The following is a 24,250-nucleotide window of genomic DNA, read 5'->3' as shown; positions in this document are numbered from 1 at the left end:
TTAGAGGGTGAGCTGCTGGAAACATATGCGGCCTACCGTCGGCTCAGCACCACCAGGTCGGCGTCGTGTTCGGCACTCCACGCGAACGGCAGGCCGTGGTGGAGCAGATGGGCTCCGCTGTACGACGCTCCGGTGGCCGTGTCCCGGTACCGCGCCGCCGGGTCCAGGCCGCGCAGCCGGAGCCGGTCGGGGCGGCCGGGCAGCAGCGGTGCGCCGTCGAGGCGGCCGGTGGAGAGCGCGGCGACGACGGTCCGGTCACCGGCGTCGTACTGCACGCCGCAGGTGGGGTCGTCCGGCGTGCCGAGCAGCCGGGCCTCGCCGTGGTGGACCACGTCCCGCACCTCCTTGTACCGGGCGGTCCAGCGGGCGGCCTCGGCGCGCTGCTCCGGGCTCCAGGCGCGCAGGTCGGCGCCGATGCCGAGGACTCCGCACATGGCGTTGACGAAGCGGAAGGCGAGGCTGCGCGGGCGCGGGTCGAAGATGCCGGGGGCGTCGGTGACCCAGGAGCTCATGACGTGCGGCGCGTGGGCGTGCAGGAAGCCGTGCTGGATGCGCAGCCGGTCCATCGGCGCGGTGTTGTCGCTGGGCCAGACGACGTCGGTGCGGGCGATGGTGGCGTGCTCGATCCGTCCGCCGCCGCCGGCGCAGCCCTCGACGGTGACGTCGGGGTGGGCGGCGCGCAGGTGGTCGAGGACCCGCAGGTAGCCGGCGACGTGCTCGGCGTCCAGGTCGGCCGGGGCGGCGGGGCCGGTGCCGGGGCGGCCGCGTTCGGTGGGCGGGCGGTTCATGTCCCACTTCAGGTAGCCGATGCCGTGGGCGCCGAGCAGCCGGTCGAGGGTGCCGACGACGAAGTCCTGGACGTCGGTCCGGCCCAGGTCGAGGAGGAGCTGGTTGCGGACGAGCCGGGCCGGGCGGCCCTCGATGCGGTGGACCCACTCGGGGTGTTCGGCGTACAGGCGGCTGCCGGGGCTGACCGCTTCCGGCTCCACCCACAGGCCGAAGTCCAGGCCGAGGGCCCGGACGTCCGCCACGAACCTGTCGAAGCCCTGCGGGAACGCCGCCGGGTCCGGGTACCAGTCGCCGAGGCCGCCGGTGTCGTCGGCGCGGCCGGTGAACCAGCCGTCGTCCACGACGAACAGCTCGGCCCCGATGTCGGCGGCCGCCTTCGCCAGCTCCAGCTGCCCGGCCGCGTCGACGTCGAAGCCGGTGGCCTCCCAGGAGTTGTAGAGGACCTTGCGGGTGCGGTGCAGCCGGTCGCCGGAGAGGCGGCGCTCGTAGCGGTGCCAGACCCGGGACAGGCCGTCGAGTCCGTCCGGGCTGAACGCGCAGGCGAGGCGGGGAGTGGCGAGGGTTTGGCCCGCGGCCATGAGCACGGCGCCCTCGTGCGGGACCCGTCCGGCGCGGACCCGTACCGCACCGCCCGGCTCGGCCTCCGCCGTGATGTGCCAGTTGCCGGGCCATTCGAGGGCGACGCCGTAGGCGGCGTCGCCGTCCTGGACGGCGAGCCAGGGCGCGTACGCGTGCCCTGCCACACCCTGCGTGCTGCCGATGGTGAACGTGCCCCTGGTGAGGTCGAGTCGGGTGTGCTGGAACTCCTGCGACCACTGACCGGAGAGGTACGTCAGCCGGGCCGCGCCGCTGACGGGGACGTTGACGGCGGCCGAGTCGAGCCGTTCCAGGCGGAGTTCGGTGGTGGCGGTGAACTCGGCCCAGCGCAGGAGCACGTCGGTGCCGGGGACGGTCTCGTAGCAGAGGACCGTGCGCAGGCCGATCAGCTCGTCCACGAAGGCGAGCCGAAGAGATCCCTCCGTCTCCTGCGCACTGTCGAACTCCCACCACACGCCGCGGTCCGCGCCCGGACCGCCGACCACGAGCTCGGCCCCGGTGAACGGCCGCAGCCCGGACGGCAGGTACTCGGCCGGGGCCGCGTCGGCGGGCGTGATGAAGTGGGTGCGGTGGGACCAGTCCAGGGCGGAGGGCCCGTCCTCGACGCCGAGCGGACCCCAGGCGTCGAGTTCGGCCCACGGCCCGTCCGGGGAGAGGCGGACGGTGTAGCTGGTGTGCTCCGTCCGCAAGGTCCAGCGCTGGTAGGTCACTTGACCGCTCCGAGGTTGAGGCCGGCCACGAAGTGCCGCTGGAATCGCAGGAAGACGGCGACCGTGGGCGCGGCGGCGATGACCGATCCGGCGGCGATCACGTTCCACTCCGACACGTACTGGCCCTGGAGTCCGATGAGGGCGGCGGTGATCGGCATCTTGGTGTCGCTGCGCAGCACGGTGATCGCCCAGAGCAGGTCGTTGAAGATCCAGGTGAAGGACAGCGCGCTGAGGGCGGCCAGGGCGGGGCGGGTCAGCGGGAGGATGATCCGCCAGAAGATCTGCCAGGGCCCGGCTCCGTCGACGACCGCCGCCTGCTGGATCTCCACGGGGATGGACCGCATGAACCCGTGCAGGACGAACACGTAGAAGCCGACCCCGAACCCGATCTGCACGCCGATCAGCGCGGGCAGGGTGTCGTAGACGCCCATCACCTCGCTGAGCTTGGAGACGGGGATGAGCAGGATCTGCGGGGGCAGCAGGTTGCCGCCGAGCATGAGCAGCAACAGGGCGCGTCGGAACGGGAGTTCGTAGCGGCTGAGGGCGAACGCGGCCATTGCGGCGAGGGCCAGGGTCACCAGGACGCAGGGGACCGTGACGAGCAGGCTGTTGATCAGGGCCTGCTGCTGGCCGCCGTCGGTCCAGGCCTGGCCGAAGTTGCCCAGGGTGAAGGAGCGCGGCCAGCTGCCCAGGCCGTGGGCGGCGATGTCGTCGAAGGAGCGCAGGCTGGTCACCACGACCAGGGCGATGGGCAGCAGCCACAGGACGGCCAGGGCACCGGCACCGAGGTGGAATCCGGCGGTGGCCGCTCTTCTGCGGCGCAGCGCCGTGGAGTTGGCGGACATCAGTCGGCCTCCCGGAAGGCGCGGACGAGATAGGAGGCGATGACCCCGAAGGCGAGGACGAAGATGACGACGGCCAGGGCGGAGCCGTAGCCGAGGCGCAGGGACTGGAAGGCGGTCGAGTACATGTAGGTGCTCAGCAGCTCGGACGAGTGGTAGGGGCCGCCGCGGGTGAGGGACCAGACGACGTCGAAGGAGCGCAGCGAGTCGATGACGATGACCGACAGGACGACCGCGTTGACACTGCGCAGCTGGGGCAGCGTGACGTGCCGGAACCGCTGCCAGGCGCTCGCCCCGTCGACCTTGGCGGCCTCGTAGAGCGCCGGGTCGATGCCCTTGAGGCCGGCCAGGTACAGGACCATGACGTAGCCGATCTGGCGCCACAGGGCGGGCACGATCACCGCGTACAGGGCGGTGTCCTGGTCGGCGAGCCAGGCGTGCTGGAGGCTGCCGAGGCCCACCCCTTCCAGCACCCGGTTCAGGACGCCGTCGGGCTGGTAGATCGCCTGCCAGACGAGGGCGGTGGCCACCAGCGAGAAGACCACCGGCAGGAACAGCGCGGCCCGGTAGAAGCCGACCCCGCGGCGCTCCTGCTGGAGCAGCAGCGCGGCGGCGAGGCCGAGGGCGGCGGACAGGCCGCCGAAGAGGACCAGCCACAGCACGGTGTGGCCGAGCGCGCTGCGGAAGACGTCGTCGTGGGCCATCTCCCGGAAGTTGTCCAGGCCGACGAACTGCGGCGGGGAGACGCCGTCCCACTTGGTGAGGGCGAGGTAGAAGCCCTGCAGAGCAGGCCAGAACACCCACACGGCCTCGGCGAGCAGCGGGACCAGGACGAAGGCGAGGACCAGCGGCGGGGTGCGCCCAGGGCCCCGGGGCCGCCTGCCGCTGACGGGCAGGCGGGCCGGGGTCTTCCGGTCGGGGGCGGTCAGCACGGCCACGTCAGGCGTTCCAGATCTTCTGGGCGTCGCGCTGCCAGTCGGTCAGGATGCTGCCGATCTGCTTCGGCTTGGCCAGGAACTTGGTCAGGGCGGTGTCCGCGGTGGGCTGGAGGGCGTCGCTGGAGTCCCGGTTGAAGAACTGGGTGATCTCGGCGGCCTCCGCGACGTGCGCGCGGCCCTTCTTCACCAGTGCGGTGCCGGCGTCCTTGGCGTCCGGGTTGCAGGGCAGGACGGTCCCGGAGGAGCCCTTGATGTAGATCTCCTGGGCCTCGGCCGTGGCGAGGTACTTCAGCAGGTCGAAGACCTGGTCGCGGCGGCCGGTGCGGGCGCTGGCGAAGTAGCCGTCGACGGGCGCCTCCTCGGCGAGCGGGATCTTGGCGTCGATGACGGGGAAGCGGAAGAAGTCGATGTCGTCCAGGGCGCTCCTGGGTGCCGAGTCGGCGAAGAAGGTGCCGATCAGCATCATGCCGGTCTTGCCGCCCAGCAGGGCGGTCGTGGCGTCCTGGAAGGCGAGGGCGGTGCCGTTCGGGTCGAAGTACGGCAGCACCTCCTGCCAGCGGTCGAAGACCTTGCGCACCTCGGGGTCGTCGAACCGGTGCTTGCCGGCGAGGAGTTCGCGGTGGTACTGGGCGCCGTTGATCCGGATGTCGAGGTAGTCGAACCAGGCCGACGCCACCCAGGGGGTGTTGCCGCCGGCGCCGAGCCCGATCGGCGCGACGCCCTTGGACTTGAGCTTGTCGCACAGGTCGAGGAAGCCGTCCCAGCTGGTGGGTGCGCTCACGCCCCACTTGGCGAAGCTGGACTTCCGGTAGAACATGCCCCACCAGTAGTAGGTGTTGGGCACGAAGACCTTCTTGCCGGAGCTCGCGGTGCACAGCGAGTTCAGTGCCTTGGTGTACTTCTTGAGGTCGGGCGAGGAGCTCCACACCTCGTCGAGGTCGAGCAGCAGGTTCTTCTTTGCGTAGGCGTCCGCGACCGAGCCGGGGTACCAGGTGTAGACGTCCGGCGGGTTGGCGGAGGTGAGGTAGGTCGGCAGCTGGGTGCGGAAGGTCTCGGCGGCGACCGTGTTCAGGCTCGCCTCGCCGGACCCCTTCTTCCCGTAGGCCGCGACCAGGTCCTCCATCGCGGCCTTGGCCTGCGGGGCGGACAGGTTGGACTGGAGGGTCGCCGGGCCCTTGGAGGAGGTCTTCCCGGAGGAGGTGGAGGTGACGCAGCCGCTGAGCAGTGCCGCGGTCCCGGCGGCACCGAGTCCGCCGAGGAAACGCCGTCTGCTGGTCTGGGGGTTGGCCATGGTGAATTCCTCGTTCAGTTGAATCGGGTCCGGTACACGTGGCCGTCGACGCCGCGGAAGACCGCGTCCACGGCTCCGTCCGGGGCGGCGGCCGCGCCGAGCGCGCCGTCGAACGCGGCGCTCGGGAACTCCTGCCGTTTGGTCCAGCCCTGCCAGGCGCCGTCGGCGTACCGCTGCTGCCAGAGGGTGTAGTCGGCGGCCCGCGCGTACAGCAGCACCGCGTCCCCGGCGGCGACCAGCGTCGGGCTGCCGCTGACGGTCCCGCCGAGCGAGGTCCAATCGGACCACTCCCCCGAGGTGTCCCGCGTCCGCGTCCACACGTCGTCGGCGGTGGTGCGGACGGCGACATGGACGCGCCCCTGCGCGTCGACGGCGGCGGACGGCCGGCCGGAGACCCGCAGTGCGGCGGGGGCGCCGAGCGAGGTCCAGCCGGACGCCGGGCCGCGCTGCACCACCGTGCCGTCGGCGCCGCGCGCGAACAGCGTCCAGTGGGCGGGATCGGTGAAGGCGACGGACGGCGCGTCGGTCAGCTTCCCGCCCAGGGCCTGCCAGTGTCCCCAGCGGCCGTCGGCGTAGACCCGTCGGTAGGCCCGGGAGTCGGCGCCGCGCACGAAGACGTCGATCCGGCCGCCGGCGGAGGCGTACGCGGCGGGCTGGCCGAGGATCTTCCCCTGCGCGGGACCGCCGAGGTCCTCGGTGCGGCCGCCGGTCCGCTCGACGAGCGAGCCGTGCGGCCCCCGGAAGAAGGTGGAGCCGTCGCCCGTCACGGCCGGGCTGGCCGTGGCGGTCACGCCCAGGTCGGTGCCCGGCAGGGCGTCGGCGCCGGTCAGCTTCAGAAAGGCGGTGCCGTGTGCGGGGACCTCGACGGTGTACGACCCGGTGTGCGTGCCCCGGTCGGCACGTGCCCGCAGGTCACGGACCCGGACCGGGCCGCCGAGACCGGTGTCGGCGAACTGCACGGTACGCAGGGCCGGTCGGTCGGAGCGGTTGAGCAGCACGACCGCGCGCTGCCCGTGCCCCTGCAGGACCTTGCTGTAGACGTCGCCGGCCGAGTCGGTCGCCACGCGTACGCCCTGGACGGCGAGGGGGTCCTGGTCGACGGCGATGATCTCGGGGTTGCGGAGCGTGGCGAGCATCGCGTCGGACAGGGTGCGCGGGTCGGAGCCCAGCATCAGCGGTGAGCCCATCTCGGCCCACATCACGAACTGGGTGGTGGACTCCTCCTGGGTGAGCTCGTACGTCCCGTCGGTCATCTTCCGCATGGGGATGAGGTAGTCGGGGTCGTTGTAGTGGCCGGGGCCCTGTGCCTCGGGGTGCCAGGCGTTGGCGTCCATGTTGCGCAGGATGTTCGGCCACTCGCCGGGGCTGGGGGTGCCCCAGGCGATGTCGGTGCCGGTGCGCCAGGAGTCGGCGATCGCCGGGGCGTAGACGTAGGTGTTGTGGGCGTCCTGCTCCGGGGTGTGCGGCAGGCCCCAGTCGTCGGTGAGCGGGTTGCAGAGGTTCAGCAGCATCTTCCGGCCGGACTTGGCGACCGCGTCGCTGAACTCCTTGTAGGCGGGACCCGGATCGAGTTTCGCGCCGATCCCGCAGAGGAAGTCGACCTTGATGGCGTCGATCTTCCAGCTCGCGAACTGCCGTGCGTCCTGGTCGTAGTACCCACGGCTGCCGAGGCCGCAGCTCTTGCCGCCGTCGTAGGTGCCGGCGTCGGTGTAGATGCCGGCCCGGAGTCCGCGTTTGTGCAGGTACGAGACGAGGGCCGGGATACCGGAGGGGAAGCGGTCCGGGTTGGCCGTCAACCGGCCCTGGGCGTCACGGGGGTTGTCGGCCTGCCAGCCGCCGTCCAGCCAGACGATGTCGTAGCCGGCGTCCCGCAGACCACTGCTGACCAGCTTGTCGGCGACGGCGCGCACCTCCTTCTCGGTGGGCGCGCCGAGCCCGTAGTAGGTGTTCCAGCCCATGTAGGGCGTGGGCGCGAGACCGCTGTCGTAGCCGGCGGGTGCGCCTTGGTCGACGGTCGTCCCTGCGACGGCGTCGGGGGTCACGGTGGCGGCCAGGACCACCGCGACGGCGGCCGCGAGGGCGGGTCCGGTGAAACGGTGCTGCCGGGTTCCGGCTGCGGGCGGGTGCGAAGTCACTTGCGTCTCCCGGGGGTTGGGAAGCAGGAGAACGAGACGCGGGCCGCTCTGCCGGAGCGGGACCACGTCGTCACGGCGACGACTGTGGCCCGTGGCCGAAACCGTGTCAAGATTAATTACTAATTTAGTAGAAGCGAGGTGAGGGTGACCGGGCCGCGCGGCCCGGCAGGGCATGGGACCTCCCTCCCCCGCTCCCTACCGGGAGCGCCCGCGGCGCGCCCGGATCACGGGGGCGCCCGCGGCGAGGAGGGCGCACACCACCAGCACCGGCGGGAGCACTCCGGCCCACCCGGGAGCGGTCCGCAGTACCGCCATGCAGGCCGCCGCGCCCGCGATCAGGGCTGCCAGCCGGACGGGCACCCAGCGGTCGGGGCGCCCCGCGCCCACTCCCTTGACGATGTACGTGGCCAGCGTGCCGGTCAGATAGGTGGTCGGCGCCGCCGCCCGGCCGGCCGCCACCATGGCGCCCGACTGGACGCCCATCGCCAGCGCGGCACCGAACTGCAGGACGTCCCGGGCGGTCCGCCCCGGCGCTCCGCCCAGGACGGCCCAGACCACCGCGCCCACGGCCAGCAGGAGCGCCTCGCCGGCGAGACAGAGCAGCAGCGGCCGCGGCCAGTGCGTGACGGTGCCCTCGTGCCCGCGGGTGACCCGGGCGGCGCCGGCCGCCCCCAGCCCGAACCCCGCGAGCGCCAGCACCGCCGCGGTCACGCCCGTGCCCTGGGCGCGGCCGACCGCCATCCCGAGCAGCGCGAGGTTGCTGGTCATGACCCCGGCGAAGACACGGTCCAGCGCGGTGAAGGAGATGGTCTCCACCGCCCCGGACGCCGCCACCAGAAGCACGACGGCGACACGCAGGGCGGTCCCGGGTTCTGCCTGCGGCTCCCCGGGGGTCCCTGTCGCTTGCTTGCGCGGCGCGTCACTCACAGTCCCCGAGCGTAACGCGAGGTGAGGGCCGCTCCCGGTTTCAGCGGGCCGGCCGGGGCAGCGGCACCGGATCCGCCGGTCCGGCCGTCCTGCCGGTCTCCGCCGGCCGTCCCCGCCCGGACCGTTCGGCGGGTCGACCCCGCCGTGTGGTGCGAGGGCAGGCGGACCGGGCTACCCGCGGGCGGCGCGGACCAGGCCGTCCAGCCAGGCCTGGTGGCCGTTGAGCATGGGGTTCGGGCGCTCGTTCGCCAGTGCCGCGGCCGGTTCGCCGATCTGGGTCTCCTGGGTGAGGACGCGCACCCGGCCGCCCGGCAGATCCTCGACCAGCCAGGCGTGCAGCACGTCAAGCCGGTCCTCCGGCTCACCGTCCTGCTTCGCCGTCCAGGACAGCCGGCCCGGGACGCCCTCGGCCGGCGCCCGGAACTCGACGACACGGGCGTCGAGGGGCGGGAAGCCGAAGGTGCCGAAGCTGAAGACCTGGCCGTCCTTCAGCTGCGGGCCGCCGCCCTGCGGGAAGGAGATGTCGGCGACGTTGTCGTAGTAGCCCTCCCACTGGGAGGTGTCGGTCAGGCAGTGCCAGATCCGGGCGGCCGTGACGCCCTTGACGACCACCTCGTTGGAGACGAAGTTGTCGCCGGTGCCGGGGAGGTACCTCTCGGGCCAGTCGATCGCGTTCTGCGTGGTCATGGGGTGTCCTTGCGGTGAAGTGCGCGGTCGGGAGAACTGCTTGCGACGTTAGGCCCGCACGCCATCGGAGTACCAATAGGAGGACCGATACCCGCTATCGGAACCCCGATGCCGATCGCGGATACGATGGCCGCCATGAAGAAGCGGACGCCCGTCTCCCCCGACGTCACGGCCGCCCTCGGCGGACAGCTCCCGGCGCACGCCGACCTGAACCTGCTGCGCACCTTCCTGGCCGTCTACCGCGCCGGCACCTTCACCGCGGCCGCGCCCGCGCTCGGGCTGTCCCAGCCCACGGTGACCGCGCAGATCCGCACCCTGGAGCAGCAGACCGGCCGCGAGCTGTTCACCCGGCTGCCGCGCGGGGTGCGGCCCACCGCCCTGGCCCACGAGCTGGCCGCGCGGACCGCGGGCCCCCTCGACGCGCTCGCCGCCCTGGAGAGCGGCCCGGAGGCCGACCACGCCACGCCCGTGCACCTCGCCGGCCCGTCGGAGCTGCTGTGCGTACGCGTGCTGCCGGCTCTGGGCGCCCTGGTCGCGGACGGCATTCAGCTCCGGGTCGCCCAGGGACTTCCGGAGCCGCTGCTGGAGGAGATGCGGGCGGGCCGTCACGACCTGGTCATCGCCACCCGGCGGCCGCGCGGGCGTGCCCTGGAGTCCGTTCCGCTCACCGACGAGGAGTACCTGCTCGTCGCCGGTGCCGGCTGGGCCGAGCGCATCGCCGCGCAGGCGGCCCCGGACGACACGTGCGGCCTGCACGCCGCCCTGCGCGAGGTCCCCCTGGTCACCTACGCCGACGACCTGCCGATCCTGCGCCGCTACTGGCGGACCGTCTTCGGCAAGCAGCTCACCACGCACGCCGCGGTCACCGTGCCCAACCTCTACGCGGTCCTCTCCGCGGTCGGCGCCGGGGCCGGTGTCAGCGTGCTGCCCCGGTCCCTGTGCCAGGACCACCTCGACTCCGGCCGGCTGGTCCTGCTGCACGACCCGGAGGAACCGCCGCTGAACACCCTGTTCCTCGTGCAGCGCCCCGGCGCCGAGGCCAACCCCGGCGTGATCCGGGTGCGCGACACCCTGCGGCGGGCGGCGCGCGACTGGTAGCCGGGCCGGGCGCGGGGCCCGGCCCGGGGAGGGGCCTGGCTCACCGGCCGTACCGGAGCCACCGGACCTGTTCCTGCGTCAGCGTGACGCGGCACGCCTGGAGCGAGCCGTCGAGCTGGGCGGTCGTCCGCGGTCCGACGGACGGCCACACCCCGGGGTGGTGCAGGGTCCAGGCCGGCGCCACGGTCTCGGGCCGTACGGGCTCAAGCCCCTCCGCGGGTCACGCCCGCGGCCGGTGAGCTGGTCGTCGGTGAGGGTGAGGTGCTGCCGTTGCCGCCGGTGGTGCCGCCGAGCAGCCCGCCGCCGGTGCCGCCTGTCGTGCCGGTGGTGGTGCCGGCGGTGTCGGTCGGGCTCGGTCCTGCGCAGTGCCTCCGGTGCCTGTGGCACGGTGCGGTGGTGTGTTTCGGGGTGGCCGGTACGGTCGGGGTGGCCGTGGGGGTGTTCTGGGGCGCGGTGACGGAGGGGGTGGGCGAGGGTGCGCCGTATTCGTCCGTGCTCTGGCCCAGTTGGGGTGCGGGCGGGAACTGCTGGACGGGTTGCCCCCGGAGGGCGGCGGTCATGTAGCCGGTCCACACCTCGGTGGGCATGTCGGCGCCGAAGACCTTGGCGTAGCCGCCGACGCCCTGCATGGACCGCAGGCCGGCGTTCTTCGGGTCCTCCTTGAACATGCTCACGGCCGTGGTCAGTTGCGGGGTGTAGCCGATGAACCAGGCGGACTTGTAGTCGTCGGTCGTACCGGTCTTGCCGGCCACCGGGCGGCCCAGGGCCTGGGCGTTGGTACCGGTGCCGTTCTTCACGACGTCCCGCAGGACGTCGGTGACGGTGTCGGCGGTCGTGGCGGGCATCGCGGTGGTGCCCTTGGGCCTGTCGAAGCCGGTCAGCTGCCGGCCGTCGGCGACCACCCTGGTCACCGAGTACGGCTCGTGCTGGACCCCGCCATCGTCGAAGGTGGCGTACACGTCCGCCATCCGGATCGCCGACGGGGTGGAGGTGCCGATGTAGAAGCCCGGGGTGTCGTACTGCAGGCTCGTGCGCAGCAGCCCCGCGTTCAGGGCCTCGCGCTCCACGTCGTCGTAGCCGACGTACTCGCCGAGCTGGACGTAGGGCGTGTTGACCGACTGCTCCATCGCCTTGCGCAGGGTGATGTAGCCCCACTTCGTGGAGACGTCGTTGCGCTGGTGCAGGAGCCCGGTGGGGTCGTTCGGGTCCGGCAGTTCCTGGCCCTGCTGGTTCTTGATGGTGATGCCGTCGTCGCCGTCGAACTTCGAGGCCGGGGTGATCGGTGCGGCCGGCTGCCCGGGAGAGAGGACGGCGCCGTGGTCGAGGGCGGCGGCCAGGTCGACGGGCTTGAAGGTCGAGCCGACCGGCACACCGGTCGCGTCCGCGTTGTCCGTCCAGTGCCCCTTGTCCCAGCCGGCCCCGCCGTACAGCGCCACGATCGCGCCGGTGGACGGACTGATCGACGCCGCGCCGACCTGGACGTCCTTGTCGGCCGCGCGGTGCTGCGGGTCGAGGTGCCGGTGCTCCATCGCCGCGACGGACGCCGCCAGCGCGGTCACCTTCTTCTTGTCGAAGGTCGTGTAGATCTGGTAGCCGCCGCGCTGCAGCTGCTGGTCCGTGAGGGAGGTGTGGGCTTCGACGTACTTCGCCGCGGTCTGCACCAGGTAACCGGTCTGCCCGGACATGCCCGCCGACGGCGAGTACGGCTTGGGTGTGGGGAACCCCGATGCCAGATAGTGCTGTTCCTGGGCGCCGGTGATCTGCTGGATCCTGGCCATCCGGTCCAGCACGTACCTCCAGCGTGCCTCGGCCTGGGTCCTGGCCTGCGGGTCGGTGTCGGCGTGCATCAGCAGGCTCGGCTCGTTGACCGTGGCGGCGATGAAGGCCCCCTGGCTGACGTTCAGCTGGAAGGCGTGCACGTGGTAGTAGGTCCGGGCCGCGGCTTCGATCCCGTAGGCGTCCCGGCCGTAGTAGCAGGTGTTGAGGTAGCCCTGCAGTATCTCCTGTTTGGACATCTGGCCGCCGATCTTCAGGGAGATCATGATCTCCCTGAGCTTGCGGCTGACCGACTGGTCCTGGCTGAGGTAGGTGTTCTTCACGAACTGCTGGGTGATGGTGGAACCCGACTGCACGTCACCGCCCGTGGCCATGTGGTACACGGCGCGGAGCATGCCCTGTGTGTCGATGCCCGGGTCGGAGTAGAAGGTGGCGTTCTCCGCGGCGAGGAAGTCCCACTGCACCAGTCTCGGGACCTGCGCGAGGTCGACGTTCTGCCGGTTGGTCGACCCCTGGGTGGCCATCACCGAGCCGTCGGACCAGTAGTAGGTGTTGCTCTGCGCCTGCGTACTGGGGTTCGCGCCGGGGATCGTCGTCGTGGCGTAGGCATAGCCGAACAGGCCCAGCAGGCTGCCGGCGAACAGCAGGAAGGTGCCGGACACCAGCTTCCACGAGGGCAGCCACCGCCGGAGGCCGCGCCTGCCCGCCTGCGGGTAGTCGATCAGGCGGCGCCGGCCGGAACGTCCGGCGTCCGCAGGTCGCGTACCCCCGGCACGGCGGGCGCGCCCGCCCCGGGCCTGGGCCTGGGCAGCCCTGCGTCCCGCGGCCCGGCCACCGTACGGCGTACCGTCAGAGCCGGACGGCGCGGCACTCCCCGACGGTCGGCGCCGGTGTTCGCTCATTCTCTCCACTCCTCAGCCAGGGACACGGCCGCGCCATCGCCACGGGACCGCCCGCCGGGTGCTTCCCGGGGCCGGACCAGGACACCCTGGCACCCTCCGAAAACTCCTACAAGTTGTAAGAGTAAGTCGCACTCGCGGGACGCCCGCACGCCGGATGCCCCGGCACCCGGGATGCGTCGGGGCAGTCCGTCGTCGCGCTCGGTCAGCCGAGCGAGGTGAGCAGGGTGTTGAGTGCCTTGACCTCGGTGGCCTTGTCGGGGCTCGGGGCGCGCAGCGCCGTCAGGACCTGGTCGATCTCGCTGTCGAGGAAGTGCCAGGACTGCTCGCTCCTGGGCTCGAGGGCGGACTGGTCCTTGTCCCAGGAGGTCTCCAGGTCGGTCACCCGGGAGGTCGCTGCCGACTGCTTGCCCGCATCGAGCTCCGACAGGGTGTCGGCGGCGATCGTGCGGAACTTCGCGATCTCGGCCGGGGGGAACGGCGACGTCGCCTGCTCCGGCGTGAGATGGGCGGTCACCGGGGCGGGGGTGTCCTCCTCGCCGGCCGCGGCCGCGTGGGGCTGGTGGTGTGCCCAGACGAGAAGCGCCGCGGTGGCGAAGGCCACGAGGGCGTAGTAGCCGAGCATGACCCGCTCGCGTGCCGGGTTCAGCGCTCGCGGGGCATGCGCGAGATCGTGGGTCTCGATGACGTCGCTGCGGCTGACCGTGAGGTACACGACCGTGGCGAGGATCGCACCCAGGAAGATCACACTGGTCACCGCGGTGCCGAGTCCCAGGCCGCCGTCGCCGCCCGGCGAGCCGAGCCAGTCGCCGAGGTTGGCGCCGAGTGGGCGGGTGAGGATGTAGGCCAGCCAGAAGGAGAGCACCGCGTTGGCGCCGAGGCGCCATCCGAGGACGATCGCGACGATCAACCCGAGAGGCAGGAAGACGGAGACACCCGCGGTCCAGCCGGTCAGTTCCAGGGTCCAGTCGCCGGTCGCGGTGCCGAGGGCAAAGGTGACCAGGACCGCGAGCCAGTAGAAGAGCTCACGGGGACGGGTGGTGATGGTGTGGACCGACAGGGTCCGCTCGCGGGCGTACCAGATCCCGAAGACGACGGCCAGGAGGCCGGCGAAGACGCTGCTGCTCAATGCGAGCGGCACGCCCTGGCTGTCGGTGAGGATGTCGGTGTAGAGGGTGCCGGTCACGCTCACCACCACGACGGCGAGCCAGTACACGAACGGCACGTAGCGCTTGGTGCTGAGTTGCCAGCCCATGGCGCCTGCCAGCACCACGGTGAAGATCAGTGCCGTGTTGATCAGGCCGACACCGAGGTTCATGTTGATCCAGTCGGCGAAGCTTTCACCGACCGTGGTGCACAGGATCTTGATGATCCAGAACCAGATCGTGACCTCGGGAACCTTGTTCAGCATCTGCTGGGCAGGCGTCCGAAGGCCGTCGGACGTCGTCGCGGTTGTCATGTAGTCCTCGCATGGAACGAGCGGCAGCGCGCAGGGACGTCCCTCACGTCTGCGGAGCGGTGATTTTCTGGACATGCACGGCCGGGCGGGGAGGCGTGCCGATCGGCCGGATATCCCCGGTTCCCTGGCCCGCCCGGAGAAATCAACCCGGAGAAATCAACGGGCCGATGCGAATCCCGTTCTTGAAAGGCGCCGGAATTCCGGGATCCCCGTCCGTCCGGTTCCGGAGAAACGGGGTGAGCCCGTCTCATCCGGTTGTTCGTCGGCGCGCCGCCGGTCTCCTCGGCGGTGGACTCCCGCCTCTGGAATCACCGGGTCGTCGGACGTTTCATCGGTCATGGTGCCCGACTGTGCCAGCCGGAACCTGAACACATCCTGACTGCCGACCGTGCGTATCACTCGCCCTGTGACCGGAGAAGATCCATTTGCTTGCTCCGGCCGCCGTCTGCTGCGGGTGCACCGGCCGGGTCTTTCGCCTTTCGCCGCTGACCGAGTCGGCGCCGTTCGGTGCTCCAGGCCGAAAGAGCGAGCGCGCAGGCCGCTGAGACCGCACCGCCGAGGACCAGGACGGAGCGAGCGCCGAGCGCGTCGGAGACGACGCCGACGAGGGGGGCACCGACGGGGGTGCCGCCGAGGAGCACGAGGAAGTGGACGGAGAGCACACGCCCCCGCAGGCGCGGGTCGGCGTGCAGCTGTGTCAGGGCGTTGGCGGTCGTGGTGACGACCACCGCGGCGTATCCGACGGGAACCAGCAGGGCCGTGAACGTGCCGTAGCCGGGTGTCAGGCCCAGCGTGGCCTCCAGCGCGCCGAAGGCGGCCGTTGCCGTGACCAGTCGTCGTGCGGTGGGAGGCCGCTTCCCGCCGGCGGTGCGGAGCGCGCCGAGGAGGCCGCCCGTGGCATAGGCGGCGGAGAGGCAGCCGAAGGCCGCCGCGCCGGAGTGGAAGACGGTGACGGCCATGAGGGAGAGGGTGACCTGGAAGTTGAGTCCGAAGGTGCCGACGACCGCGATGAGCGTGATCGGCAGGAGCAGTTCCGGTGTGGTCGCGATGTGGCGGAAGGCGTCGCCCAGGCGCTCGTGGCCGGGGCGGCGTCGTTCGGGGTGGCGGAGTGCACCGGGCGGAATCGTGGACAGCCCGTACAGGACCCCCAGGTAGGAGACCGCGTTGATCAGGAACACCGGGCCGGTGCCGAATGCGGCCACCGTCAGGCCCGCGGCGGCGGGGCCGAGGATGCGGGCGACGTTGAACTGGGCGGAGTTCAGGCCGACAGCGGCGGCCACCTGGCCGGGGGCGACCAGGTCCGATATGAGTGCGTTGCGGGCGGGACCGTCCACGGCAGTGGCGGTGCCGAGGGCCACGGCCAGGGCGTAGACGCAGGACAGGCTCACCGTGCCGGTGACGGTCAGGACGCCGAGCAGCAGTGACTGCGCCGCCATGGCGGTCTGGGTGATCAGCAGCAGCCTGCGTCTGGGGCAGCGGTCGGCGAGGACTCCCCCGGTGAGGCCGAACAGGGTCTGGGGCAGGAACTGCAGTGCGGTCACGATGCCGACCGCTCGGCCGCTGTTCCCGGTCAGCTGCAGGACCAGCAGGTCCTGGGCGGCTCGCTGCATCCAGGTGCCGATGTTGGAGGCCAGTTGGCCGAGCAGGTAGCGGCGGAAGGCCCGGACGGCGAGGGCGGCGAGCACCGCACCGTGTTCTCTGCCGCGGGGCGGACGGCGCTGCGGGCTCATGCCGGTCCGCCCGCGGACGTGTCCGCGACGGGCGCGGCCGGGTCGTCGACGACGGGCGCGGCCGGGTCGTCGATGTGGTGGAAGGCCGGGTGGGGGTGCATGAGGAACGCGTGGTGGGAGATGTTCCACGCGTAGGCGCCGGCCATGGCGAACGCGATCCGGTCGCCGGTCCGCAGCCGGTCGACCATGACCCGGCGGGCCAGGACGTCCTTGGGGGTGCAGAGCTGCCCGACCAGTGTCACCGGCTCGCCGCGGACCTCCGGCCGGTTCCAGGGGTGGTGCCAGGACTGGTCGGGGATGACCTCGAATGGCTGGTCGTGCTGTTTCGCGGCCGGAGTGCGCAGGTGGTGAGTGCCGCCGCGCAGGACGGCGAACGCCTGGCCGCGGCTGCGTCTGACGTCCAGGACCTGGGTGACGTACCAGCCGCAGTAGGCGGTGACCGAGCGGCCCGGTTCGATCCGCAGCGTGACCCGGGGGTGGCGCTCCAGCGTCCGGCACAGCCCGACACCGAACGCGGCCCAGTCGAAGACCTCGTCGGGACGGGTGTAGTCGACGCCCATCCCGCCGCCGACGTTGACCTCGGCGAGTGTGATCCCCTGCTGGCGTGCCCAGCGGTCCGCCCAGGCCATGATCTGGGCGACGAGGGCCAGGTGAGCGCGCGCGTCGAGGCCGCTCGCCACGTGGACGTGCAGCCCGCGCAACCGGATACGGCCGTCGGCCGCGATGATCCGCAGGCATCGGTCCAGCTGGGCGGGGTCCAGACCGAAGGGGCTGGGACAGCCGCCCATGACCAGTGAGGCCGAGCGGAGCAGCACCGGCACGTTGACGCGCAGCAGCACGTCGGCGGTGCGGTCGCCGAGCACGGTCGTCAGTGTGCGCAGCTCGTGTTCGCTCTCGACGTGCAGGCGCTCCACGCCCGCGTCCAGGGCCCCGGCAAGTTCGGCCGGGGTCTTGCCGGGCCCGCCGAAGGCGATCCGTGCTTCGGGCAGGAGCCCGCGGACGTGGCGGATCTCGCCGCCGGACGCCACTTCGAACCCGTCGACGTGCTCGGCCAGGGTCTGCAGCAGGCGGGGGTCGGAGTTGGCCTTCGCCGCATACAGCAGTTCGACGCGGCGGGGCAGCGCGGCCCGGACGGCGCGGACGTGCGCGCGCAGGCCGGGCAGGTCGTAGAGGTAGGCGGGCAGGTCGTCGTCGGCCAACCGGCCGACGTGGTGCAGGAGCGCGGGCCTCACGGCATCACCTCGCGAGGGAAGTCCGCGCCGAGCGGGCTGGGCAGGGGAACGTAGCGGGCGTGCCGGTCGGCCTGGCGTGACCAGCGCAGCAGGAGGTTGGCCTTGGCGGGCAGTGGGACGCCGGCGAGCAGGGCGCGCAGCCGGGGCGGTTCGCCGGCGCCGCGTGCGTACGCGTCGACGCGGTCGCGGACCAGGCCCCACAGCGCGGGTTCCAGCGCCGGCCGAAGGTCGGCCAGGGCACCGAGCAGCTCGGCGACATGGTTGACCAGCAGGCAGTACGCGACCCGGTTCCAGCCGCGTTCGGCGTCGTAGGTCAACGGCCCGCGGACGTCCTCCGGCAGAGTGGACAGGAACCCCTCGTGGTGGCGGGGCAGGAGCTTGGTGCCCTCCAGGTCGCGGAACAGCATCTGTGCGGGCATGCCGTCCGCCCCGACGCCGACGACGACGTTCTGCAGGTGGGGTTCCAGGACGATGCCGTGTTCGAAGTAGGCCGCCAGCACGGGTGGCAGCAGCAACCCGAGGTACGTCTCCCACCAGGCCAGGAGGTCTCCGTCGCCGCGGGCCAGCAGGTGGGAGACGTGGGCCTGGCTGGTGGGGTACTCGTCCGCGATCGCGGCGGCCAGCAGCGGCGTCACGCCCGGTCGGAGGTGGGGTCGCAGGCCGGAGCGCACGATGACGCCGAGCCCCTCGGCCAGGTCGGTGTCGCCGCCGGCGGTGACCGTGCGGTAGCCGGGCTCGGCGAGCAGCGCGCAGCCGGGGAACCGGTCGGCGAGCCGGGTCATGACGGGCTGGACCAGCCGGTTCAGGGCAACGGCACCCGACAGTTCGTAACCGGCGTTCCTGCGCAGGCAGTTGGTGATGCGGACGTTCAGGCTGAACTTCAGGAAGGTGTCCGCTTCGGGCTGGTAGAGCGTACGCACCGACGCGGTGGGCACCCATTCGGGCCCGCCGACGCCCGCGTCCGCGACGGCGCCTGCCGCCATCGCCGCGCGCAGCCCCTGGTGGCCGTGGAGCAACCGGAACTGCCAGGGATGCACCGGGAGCATCACGCATTCCGGGTCGGTCGCCGGACACAGCGCGTCCAGCTCACCCGGCTCGCCCTCCTCCCGCACCAGTTCGCGGCGTACTGCCAGGTGGCGCAGGCGGATCCGGGCCCCGGTCTCCGGTCCGTACGCCAGCCAGTCCGCCGGGTCCCCGCTGCGGGCCTTGGGCGTGGGGTGGAAGCGGTGTCCGAACACCAGCGCCTGCTCCGACGCCAGATAGAGGTCCGGAGAGAGCTCCGGTTGCGGTGCCGGACGGGCGCGGTGCCGGGGGGCGGCGGGGTGGTGCAGGGTGGGGCGCTGGTGCAGGGTGGCGCGGTGGTGGAGGGTGGCGCGGATGGTCTCGTGGCTGTCGGCGACCTGGTCCAGGAACTCGTCGTTGGCGGTGCCGGTGCGCAGTTCCAGTTCCTCCCGGACGTAGCCGGCCAGTTCCCGCCAGTCGACGGCGGCCCACGAGGCGTCGTGCAGCCTTTGGACGGGGCCCTGGAAGCGGTGGGCGCCGATCATCGAGACCCGGCGGAGCCGGACCCGCAGCAGGAGGTCGCGGTGGGGCAGGCGCAGCAGGAGGTGGTCGTGGTCGACGGTCACCTGGTGCTCGGGGGCGGACACCTCGCGGACGAGGCAGTTGAGCAGGGTGTGGGCGGTGACGGCGTCGGCGGTCTCGTCCGGCTGGTCGGTCTGCGCCGCGGTGCCGGTGCCGGGCGCGAGGGCGGAGGTGGTCATGGGATGGCTCCAGTGCGTCAGAAGGGGCGGTAGCGGCTGAGGGGGTTGGGGACGGGAATCCACTGGGCCCTGCCGGGATCGTCGGCCAGACGCATCGCGATGGTGGCCTTCAACGGCAGGGTGTCGCCGAAGAGGACGGCCTCGTCCCCGTCGTCCGGCAGTTCGGCGTACGCCCGGCGGCCGGCCTCGGCCACCGTCTCCCACAGCGTCCCGGGGTCGACGGCACGGGTGCGGGCGAGGACGTCGACCAGTTCACTGAAGACCCCGCTGACCAGCGCGCCGAACAGCTTGGTGCGCAGCGCGTCCGGGTCGTCGCCCGCCCGGGTGCCGGCCAGGGGCGGCAGGGTGATTCCCCGGGCGGCCAGCCTGCGCGGGCTGACCCGGACCCCGTCCAGGTCCCGGTAGAGCACGCGGACCGGTTTCCCGTCCCGCAGGACGACCAGGGTGTTCTGGCCGTGGGCCTCCAGCGCGATCCCCATGGACAGCAGGGTCAGCGCGGGCGGCAGCACCAGTGCGGCGAAGTCCCGCAGCCAGCGCACCGGATCGCCGGTGACGACGGCGCCGCCGGTCGCGTGCACCGCCGTCAGCGGGACGGCGATCTCGCCGTCGCCGAGGTGGGAGTCGGTGGACTCCCTGAGCATCGCGGCGAGGCTGTCGGACGCTCGTCCGCCCACCCGGACCGCGCCGCCGCCCAGTTCACGGAGCACCCCCAGGCTCGCACCGAACCCGGCCTTGTCGACGACGGCCGAGACCAGCTCCGACAGGACCGGTCCGTCGGCCACCTCCGCCGGCGAGATGGTCCTGCGGTAGTTGGTGACCTGCACGTCGAGGGCGGTCTTGAGGTGCCGGCCGGGCAGGTCGGCCACCGGTGCGAGCGTGCGCAGCGACAGCAGCGGCCGGGCCGGGATCGTCCGTGCCGTCACGGCGAGGTCGCGGTGGCGCGCCAGGACGTGGTCCCGCTGCCAGGGATGGACCGGAACCAGGAACGTGCCGCCGTCCCGCAGCTCCGCCGGCCAGGTGCCCGCGCTCTGCCAGCGGTCGGCCGGGACGGGCAGCAGGGCCAGTTCGACCACCGGGTGGTGCTCGGGCGCGTAGGCCAGTACCTCGGCGACGGACATGCCGGTGCGGGTACGGCAGCACGGGTGCTGCGGGTGTCCGTCGACCACCGCCTGCTCGGCGTCGGCCGAATCGCGCGGTCTGCCGGGCCCTCCGGGATTCGCCGCGCGGGCCAGTGCGAGGTTGACGACGCTGTTGTCCAGTTCGGCGGCGAGCCGGCCCACGGCCGGACCGGACAGCCCCAGCCGGGCGAGGAGTTGCACCGGCTCGCGGACCGGCCCAGCGGGCCCCGACACCGTGAAGTCCTCGGGCGTCCGGGCGAACCGCCGGGCAGCCGTGTCGGGCGCCGTGAGCCGGTCACCGTTGTGCAGCGTCACGACCAGTGTGTCCGCCTCGCGCTGCCTAACGGTCACGCCGGGCAGCGGCTCGCGCGCCAGGGCGCCCCACAGCCGCCCCAGGACGGTGGCCCGCGCTCCGGGGAAGGCCGCGGCGAACGGCTCGGCCAGATCCGGGCGCACCCGCCGCAGTTCGTCGATCGTCCCCTCGGGCGTCTCCTCCCCCCTGCCGTGCGGGAGCGGGAGCCTCGTGGACGTGTGGGGGGTACCTGAAGGCATGGCGGATTCCCGGAAGTCGATGGGTGTTTCCAGCGCGCGGCGGCCCTGGACCGGACCGCGCGTCGGACATTACGGGAAGGCGTGCAAGCGTCGATCAAGCGGAAATGCAGGGGATTCCGGAAAACCCGGCGGCGAAAACCATGAAACGCCGGAGAATCAGGGCCGCGCGCGATTTTCGCCGCAACCTCGCGGCGGCGGCTCGACAGGGACCCACCGCACCGGGCAGCCGTGCCTGCCGCATGTCAAAGCGCAGGTCATGTGCTGCTTCCACCTGCCCGCCACAGGAACGTCCGCGTAATCCCGGTGAGCCCGAGGTGCCGTTTCTTAACCATCTCCTGGCCAGCGGCTGGCAACCCCCTGGATGTCCCGTCACCGCCCTCCTCCGCGAATCCACCGTCCGGCTGAATTCCGCGCCCGCCGCTCGACGGTCCCGTGCGTGCCGCCGTCACATGAGAAACCCGAGAGGTCACTGGTACGAGGGAATGGTGCGGCGGTTGTACAGCGCGGTGGGGCTGCTGTTTGTGAGCCTGTGGGCATGCATCTGCTGCTGATCGAGGACGACGACCGGGTGGCCGAGCCCCTGCTGGAGGGACTGGGCCGTTTCGGGTTCACGGTGGAACACGCGCGCACCGGTGCCGACGGCCTGTCCGCCGCGGAGCCCGCGATGGTGCTCCTGGACCTGGGGCTCCCCGACATGGACGGCATCGACGTCTGCCGGGAGCTGCGCGCCCGCTCCGCGGTCCCGATCATCATGATCACCGCGCGGGATTCCGAGGCCGACCGGGTGCTCGGCCTGGAACTGGGCGCGGACGACTACGTGTCGAAGCCGTTCGGGGTCCGGGAGCTGGTGGCGCGGATCCGGGCGGTGGCCCGACGGACCCGGGCCGTGCCCGGCGAGGCGGGCGGTCCGGTGGCAGGAGCGGCCGGCGGCCGGGACCCGGCCGGTGAGGCCGGCGCCCTGCGGATCGGTCCCCTCAGCGTCGACCGCCGGACCCGTCAGGTTCGCGTGGGCCGGACGCCGATCACCTTGGCTCCCAAGGAGTTCTCCCTGCTGGTCTGCCTCGCCGAAGATCCAGGGGCCGTCTTCTCCCGCCAGCAGATCCTCGACACGGTGTGGGAGCCCGACTACTTCGGCCCCACGAAGACCCTCGATGTGCACATCGCCGCCCTGCGCCGCAAACTGGGTGACCCCTGCTGGATCGAGAACATCCGCGGCATCGGGTTCCGTCTCGTTCCGCCCGCCGGTCCCGGCCCGGCCCCGGCCGTCCCGGACCGGCCCCGCACAGACGCCCGATGACGCGCCGTCTGCTGCTCAGCTACCTCAGTCTGATGGCGCTGGTCCTGCTGGCCCTGGAAGTTCCCTTCGGCTTCGTCTACGCCCGCAACGAGCTGAACCGCTTCTCCCACACCGCGGAGCTGAGCGCGGTCACGCTCGCCTCCGTGTGCGAGGAGAAACTGGAGCACGGGCGGGCGTCGGACCTGCCCGCATTCGCCCGCGACTACGCCCGGCGGACCGGTAGCGGTGTGGTCATCACCGACCGGGGCGGCACGGTTCTCGCCGACTCCGCCGACGCCGCCGCCGTGGGCACGCACCTCGCCGCCCAGCCGGACATCGCCACCGCCCTCCACGACCGGCCCGCCACCGGGATCCGCGACGACCTCGTCCCGGGCGTCAAGGTCCTGTTCGCCACCGTGCCGGGCGGGTCCGGCGACACCGTCCCGTGCGTCGTCCGGACCCTTTATCCGCTCACCCCGATCGCCGAGAAGGTGCACGCCACCTGGGCCGCGCTCGGCGTCGTCGGTCTGGCCGTGCTGGCGGTGGTCGCGCTGATCGGTTCCGCGCTGGCCCGCTGGATCACCCGCCCGCTGCGGGCGCTGGAACGCGCCACGACGCAGCTCGCCGACGGCCGCCTGACCGACCCTCCGGCCACCGACCGCGGACCGCCCGAACTGCGCCGGCTGACGGCCACGTTCACCCGCACGGCCACCCGGCTGCAGCACCTGCTCCACGCCCAGCAGGCCTTCGCCTCCGAGGCCTCGCACCAGCTCAAGACTCCCCTGACCTCGCTGCGCCTGCGTCTGGAGAACTTCGAGCCGCACCTCGCCGCCTGCGCCCAGGACAGTCTCGGCGACGCCATCGACGAAGTCGGCCGCCTCAGCCGCATGGTCCAGGGGCTGCTCGCCCTCGCCCGGCTGGAGAACGCGGCGATCACCCCGGAGGCCGTGGATCTCGACGCCGTCGTCGCCGACCGCGCGGCCATCTGGACGGCGTTCGCCGGCGACCAGCGCGTCGGTATCGCGGTGGGCGGCACGAAGGTCGGCCGGGTGTGGGCGGTCGCGGGCGCACTCGAACAGATCCTCGACAATCTGCTGTCCAACGCGCTGGGCGTCTCCCCGCCCGGCACCACGATCACTTTGGCGACCGCCATCGCAACGGCAGACGACGGCAGCACGGTCGAACTCCATGTGATCGACCAGGGCCCGGGTATGACGGCGGCCGACCGGCAACGGGCCTTCGACCGCTTCTGGCGTGCCGCCGACGCCCGCCACGACGGCACCGGCCTGGGCCTTTCCATGGTTCAGCGGCTCACCCGGGCCGGCGGTGGGGACGTCTGCCTGAACGCGGCGCCGGGCGGCGGCCTGGACGCCGTCGTCAGGCTGCGGCCCGTGCCGACGGTCCGTGCCCGGAGCCACTCGGCGGCCCATCGCAAGATCCCACCCCTGCGCAGCAGCAGCGCGACGGGCAGTCGGCCGATCACCGGGACCGCCCCGGGCGCGGAGCCGTGACGGCCGGTGCCGCTGCCGTACCGCCGGACCCGCGGCTCAGGCCGCGGGTGCCCCCGGGTGCTCCGGCTCGGAGCTGTCCCGGCGGGTGACGGACGGGCGGACGACCGTGCCGACGATGACCGTCAGGAACAAGGCGCTGGTGGCGACGGCACCCAGGCCCAGGCCGCCGTCGCCGGGGGGCCGGGAGAGGCAGTCGCCGAGGGAGGCGCCGAGGGGGCGGGTGAGGAGGTAGGCGGTCCAGAAGCTCCACACCGCGTCCAGGTCCAGCGCGAAGTACGCGATGGCCACTGCGGCGATGGTGGCCGCGAACAGTGTGCCGGACAGCCAGTACCCGAGGCCCAGCCGCTCGGACACCAGGTCACCGGCGGCGGTGCCGAGGGCGAACGTGAAGAGCACCGCCTGCCAGTAGAAGGACTCGCGGCCGACGGTGTCGACGTGCTGGACGGACAGGGTCCGCTCGCGCCGGTACCAGACCACGAACACGACGGCGAGGACGACCGCGAAGACCGCCGTAGCGGTCGCCGGCGGTACACCCGCGTTGCCGGTGAGGTTGTCGCTGATCAGCGTGCCGACGACGCTCATCAGCGCCACGGCGGGCCAGTACACGCCCGCCCGGTAGATGCTGGTGCGGAACTGGACCACGAGGACGACGGCCAGCAGGGCGCTCATCAGCACCGGGGCACCGGTCGGCCCCAGGCCCGCCTTCTCGCTCAGCAGGTCGGCCGCGGTCTCGCCGACCGTCGTGCACAGGACCTTGACGATCCAGAAGTGGACGGTGGGTTCGGGCACCTTGTTCCGGCGCGGGCGACGACCCGAAGCGGCTGTCCGGCCGGCCTCCGGAACCACCTGGCTGTCGGACGTTTCACGGGTCACGCTGCCCGACCATGCCAGCCGGTTCCTGAACATATCCTGACCGCCGC

16 protein-coding genes and 1 pseudogene are annotated in these 24,250 nt (G+C 72.3%); 3 read left to right on the top strand and 14 right to left on the bottom strand.

Annotated features, from left to right (window positions below; all coding sequences use genetic code 11):
• Window positions 1–32: 32 nt before the first annotated feature.
• The 7 genes from ACIQVL_RS40970 to ACIQVL_RS40940 form a co-directional block, all read right to left on the bottom strand.
• On the bottom strand, window positions 33–2,096 hold the full coding sequence (locus ACIQVL_RS40970) for an alpha-galactosidase (protein ID WP_403477984.1): 2,064 nt from the start codon (window positions 2,094–2,096) through the stop codon (window positions 33–35).
• Window positions 2,093–2,941 (bottom strand): carbohydrate ABC transporter permease, encoded by an 849-nt coding sequence (locus ACIQVL_RS40965; protein ID WP_403435778.1) that lies wholly within the window; start codon window positions 2,939–2,941, stop codon window positions 2,093–2,095. The genes ACIQVL_RS40970 and ACIQVL_RS40965 overlap by 4 nt, the downstream gene beginning before the upstream one ends.
• On the bottom strand, window positions 2,941–3,876 hold the full coding sequence (locus ACIQVL_RS40960) for a carbohydrate ABC transporter permease (RefSeq protein ID WP_403477983.1): 936 nt from the start codon (window positions 3,874–3,876) through the stop codon (window positions 2,941–2,943). The genes ACIQVL_RS40965 and ACIQVL_RS40960 overlap by 1 nt, the downstream gene beginning before the upstream one ends.
• Window position 3,877: 1 nt before the next feature.
• A complete protein-coding gene (locus tag ACIQVL_RS40955; protein WP_403435774.1) occupies window positions 3,878–5,167 on the bottom strand; it encodes an ABC transporter substrate-binding protein in 1,290 nt (429 codons plus the stop codon).
• 14 nt (window positions 5,168–5,181) lie between these two features.
• Entirely contained in the window at window positions 5,182–7,302 is a 2,121-nt protein-coding gene (locus ACIQVL_RS40950) for a glycoside hydrolase family 27 protein (RefSeq protein WP_403477982.1), read from the bottom strand.
• A gap of 195 nt (window positions 7,303–7,497) precedes the next feature.
• Window positions 7,498–8,229 carry a DUF1275 family protein gene (locus tag ACIQVL_RS40945; RefSeq protein WP_403477981.1) on the bottom strand — a complete coding sequence of 244 codons (732 nt, stop codon included), beginning with the start codon at window positions 8,227–8,229 and terminating at the stop codon, window positions 7,498–7,500.
• A gap of 171 nt (window positions 8,230–8,400) precedes the next feature.
• Complete coding sequence (locus ACIQVL_RS40940; RefSeq protein ID WP_403477980.1) at window positions 8,401–8,916, bottom strand: SRPBCC domain-containing protein; 516 nt, start codon at window positions 8,914–8,916, stop codon at window positions 8,401–8,403.
• A 135-nt stretch (window positions 8,917–9,051) separates the two neighbouring features.
• Between ACIQVL_RS40940 and ACIQVL_RS40935 the strand changes: the two genes are divergently transcribed.
• Window positions 9,052–10,014 carry a LysR family transcriptional regulator gene (locus ACIQVL_RS40935; RefSeq protein ID WP_403477979.1) on the top strand — a complete coding sequence of 321 codons (963 nt, stop codon included), beginning with the start codon at window positions 9,052–9,054 and terminating at the stop codon, window positions 10,012–10,014.
• A gap of 203 nt (window positions 10,015–10,217) precedes the next feature.
• Here the strand turns inward: ACIQVL_RS40935 and ACIQVL_RS40930 are convergent, their stop codons facing one another.
• The 6 genes and pseudogenes from ACIQVL_RS40930 to ACIQVL_RS40905 form a co-directional block, all read right to left on the bottom strand.
• On the bottom strand, window positions 10,218–12,692 hold the full coding sequence (locus ACIQVL_RS40930) for a transglycosylase domain-containing protein (RefSeq protein WP_403477978.1): 2,475 nt from the start codon (window positions 12,690–12,692) through the stop codon (window positions 10,218–10,220).
• Window positions 12,693–13,368: 676 nt separating this feature from the next.
• Window positions 13,369–14,148, bottom strand: a pseudogene (locus ACIQVL_RS40925) (hypothetical protein); the annotation flags it as partial.
• A gap of 395 nt (window positions 14,149–14,543) precedes the next feature.
• Window positions 14,544–15,878, bottom strand: coding sequence for an MFS transporter (locus tag ACIQVL_RS40920; protein ID WP_403477977.1), 1,335 nt, complete (start codon window positions 15,876–15,878; stop codon window positions 14,544–14,546).
• Window positions 15,875–17,110, bottom strand: a complete 1,236-nt coding sequence (locus tag ACIQVL_RS40915) for a type III PLP-dependent enzyme (protein WP_403477976.1) — start codon at window positions 17,108–17,110, stop codon at window positions 15,875–15,877. The genes ACIQVL_RS40920 and ACIQVL_RS40915 overlap by 4 nt, the downstream gene beginning before the upstream one ends.
• On the bottom strand, window positions 17,107–18,873 hold the full coding sequence (locus ACIQVL_RS40910; RefSeq protein ID WP_403477975.1) for an IucA/IucC family protein: 1,767 nt from the start codon (window positions 18,871–18,873) through the stop codon (window positions 17,107–17,109). Before ACIQVL_RS40910 ends, ACIQVL_RS40915 begins: the two co-directional genes overlap by 4 nt.
• A gap of 17 nt (window positions 18,874–18,890) precedes the next feature.
• Window positions 18,891–20,543: an IucA/IucC family protein gene (locus ACIQVL_RS40905; RefSeq protein WP_403477974.1), complete on the bottom strand. Its 1,653-nt coding sequence runs from the start codon at window positions 20,541–20,543 to the stop codon at window positions 18,891–18,893.
• Between the two features lie 535 nt (window positions 20,544–21,078).
• Here ACIQVL_RS40905 and ACIQVL_RS40900 point away from each other — a divergent pair.
• Complete coding sequence (locus ACIQVL_RS40900; RefSeq protein WP_403477973.1) at window positions 21,079–21,840, top strand: response regulator transcription factor; 762 nt, start codon at window positions 21,079–21,081, stop codon at window positions 21,838–21,840.
• Entirely contained in the window at window positions 21,837–23,330 is a 1,494-nt protein-coding gene (locus ACIQVL_RS40895) for a sensor histidine kinase (RefSeq protein ID WP_403477972.1), read from the top strand. The genes ACIQVL_RS40900 and ACIQVL_RS40895 overlap by 4 nt, the downstream gene beginning before the upstream one ends.
• Before the next feature lie 36 nt (window positions 23,331–23,366).
• Here ACIQVL_RS40895 and ACIQVL_RS40890 read toward each other — a convergent pair whose 3' ends face one another.
• Entirely contained in the window at window positions 23,367–24,203 is an 837-nt protein-coding gene (locus ACIQVL_RS40890) for a hypothetical protein (protein ID WP_403477971.1), read from the bottom strand.
• Between the last annotated feature and the right edge of the window lie 47 nt (window positions 24,204–24,250).

Source organism: Streptomyces sp. NPDC090499 (assembly GCF_044769305.1).
Lineage (GTDB): Bacteria > Actinomycetota > Actinomycetes > Streptomycetales > Streptomycetaceae > Streptomyces.
This window is presented reverse-complemented; position numbering and strand designations above follow the sequence as displayed.

Coding starts and splice junctions, on each gene's coding strand:
- ACIQVL_RS40920 (WP_403477977.1), bottom strand. CDS start 15,878: ATGAGCCCGCAGCGCCGTCCGCCCCGCGGCAGAGAACACGGTGCGGTG.
- ACIQVL_RS40965 (WP_403435778.1), bottom strand. CDS start 2,941: ATGTCCGCCAACTCCACGGCGCTGCGCCGCAGAAGAGCGGCCACCGCC.
- ACIQVL_RS40935 (WP_403477979.1), top strand. CDS start 9,052: ATGAAGAAGCGGACGCCCGTCTCCCCCGACGTCACGGCCGCCCTCGGC.
- ACIQVL_RS40900 (WP_403477973.1), top strand. CDS start 21,079: ATGCATCTGCTGCTGATCGAGGACGACGACCGGGTGGCCGAGCCCCTG.
- ACIQVL_RS40910 (WP_403477975.1), bottom strand. CDS start 18,873: ATGACCACCTCCGCCCTCGCGCCCGGCACCGGCACCGCGGCGCAGACC.
- ACIQVL_RS40940 (WP_403477980.1), bottom strand. CDS start 8,916: ATGACCACGCAGAACGCGATCGACTGGCCCGAGAGGTACCTCCCCGGC.
- ACIQVL_RS40955 (WP_403435774.1), bottom strand. CDS start 5,167: ATGGCCAACCCCCAGACCAGCAGACGGCGTTTCCTCGGCGGACTCGGT.
- ACIQVL_RS40905 (WP_403477974.1), bottom strand. CDS start 20,543: ATGCCTTCAGGTACCCCCCACACGTCCACGAGGCTCCCGCTCCCGCAC.
- ACIQVL_RS40895 (WP_403477972.1), top strand. CDS start 21,837: ATGACGCGCCGTCTGCTGCTCAGCTACCTCAGTCTGATGGCGCTGGTC.
- ACIQVL_RS40930 (WP_403477978.1), bottom strand. CDS start 12,692: ATGAGCGAACACCGGCGCCGACCGTCGGGGAGTGCCGCGCCGTCCGGC.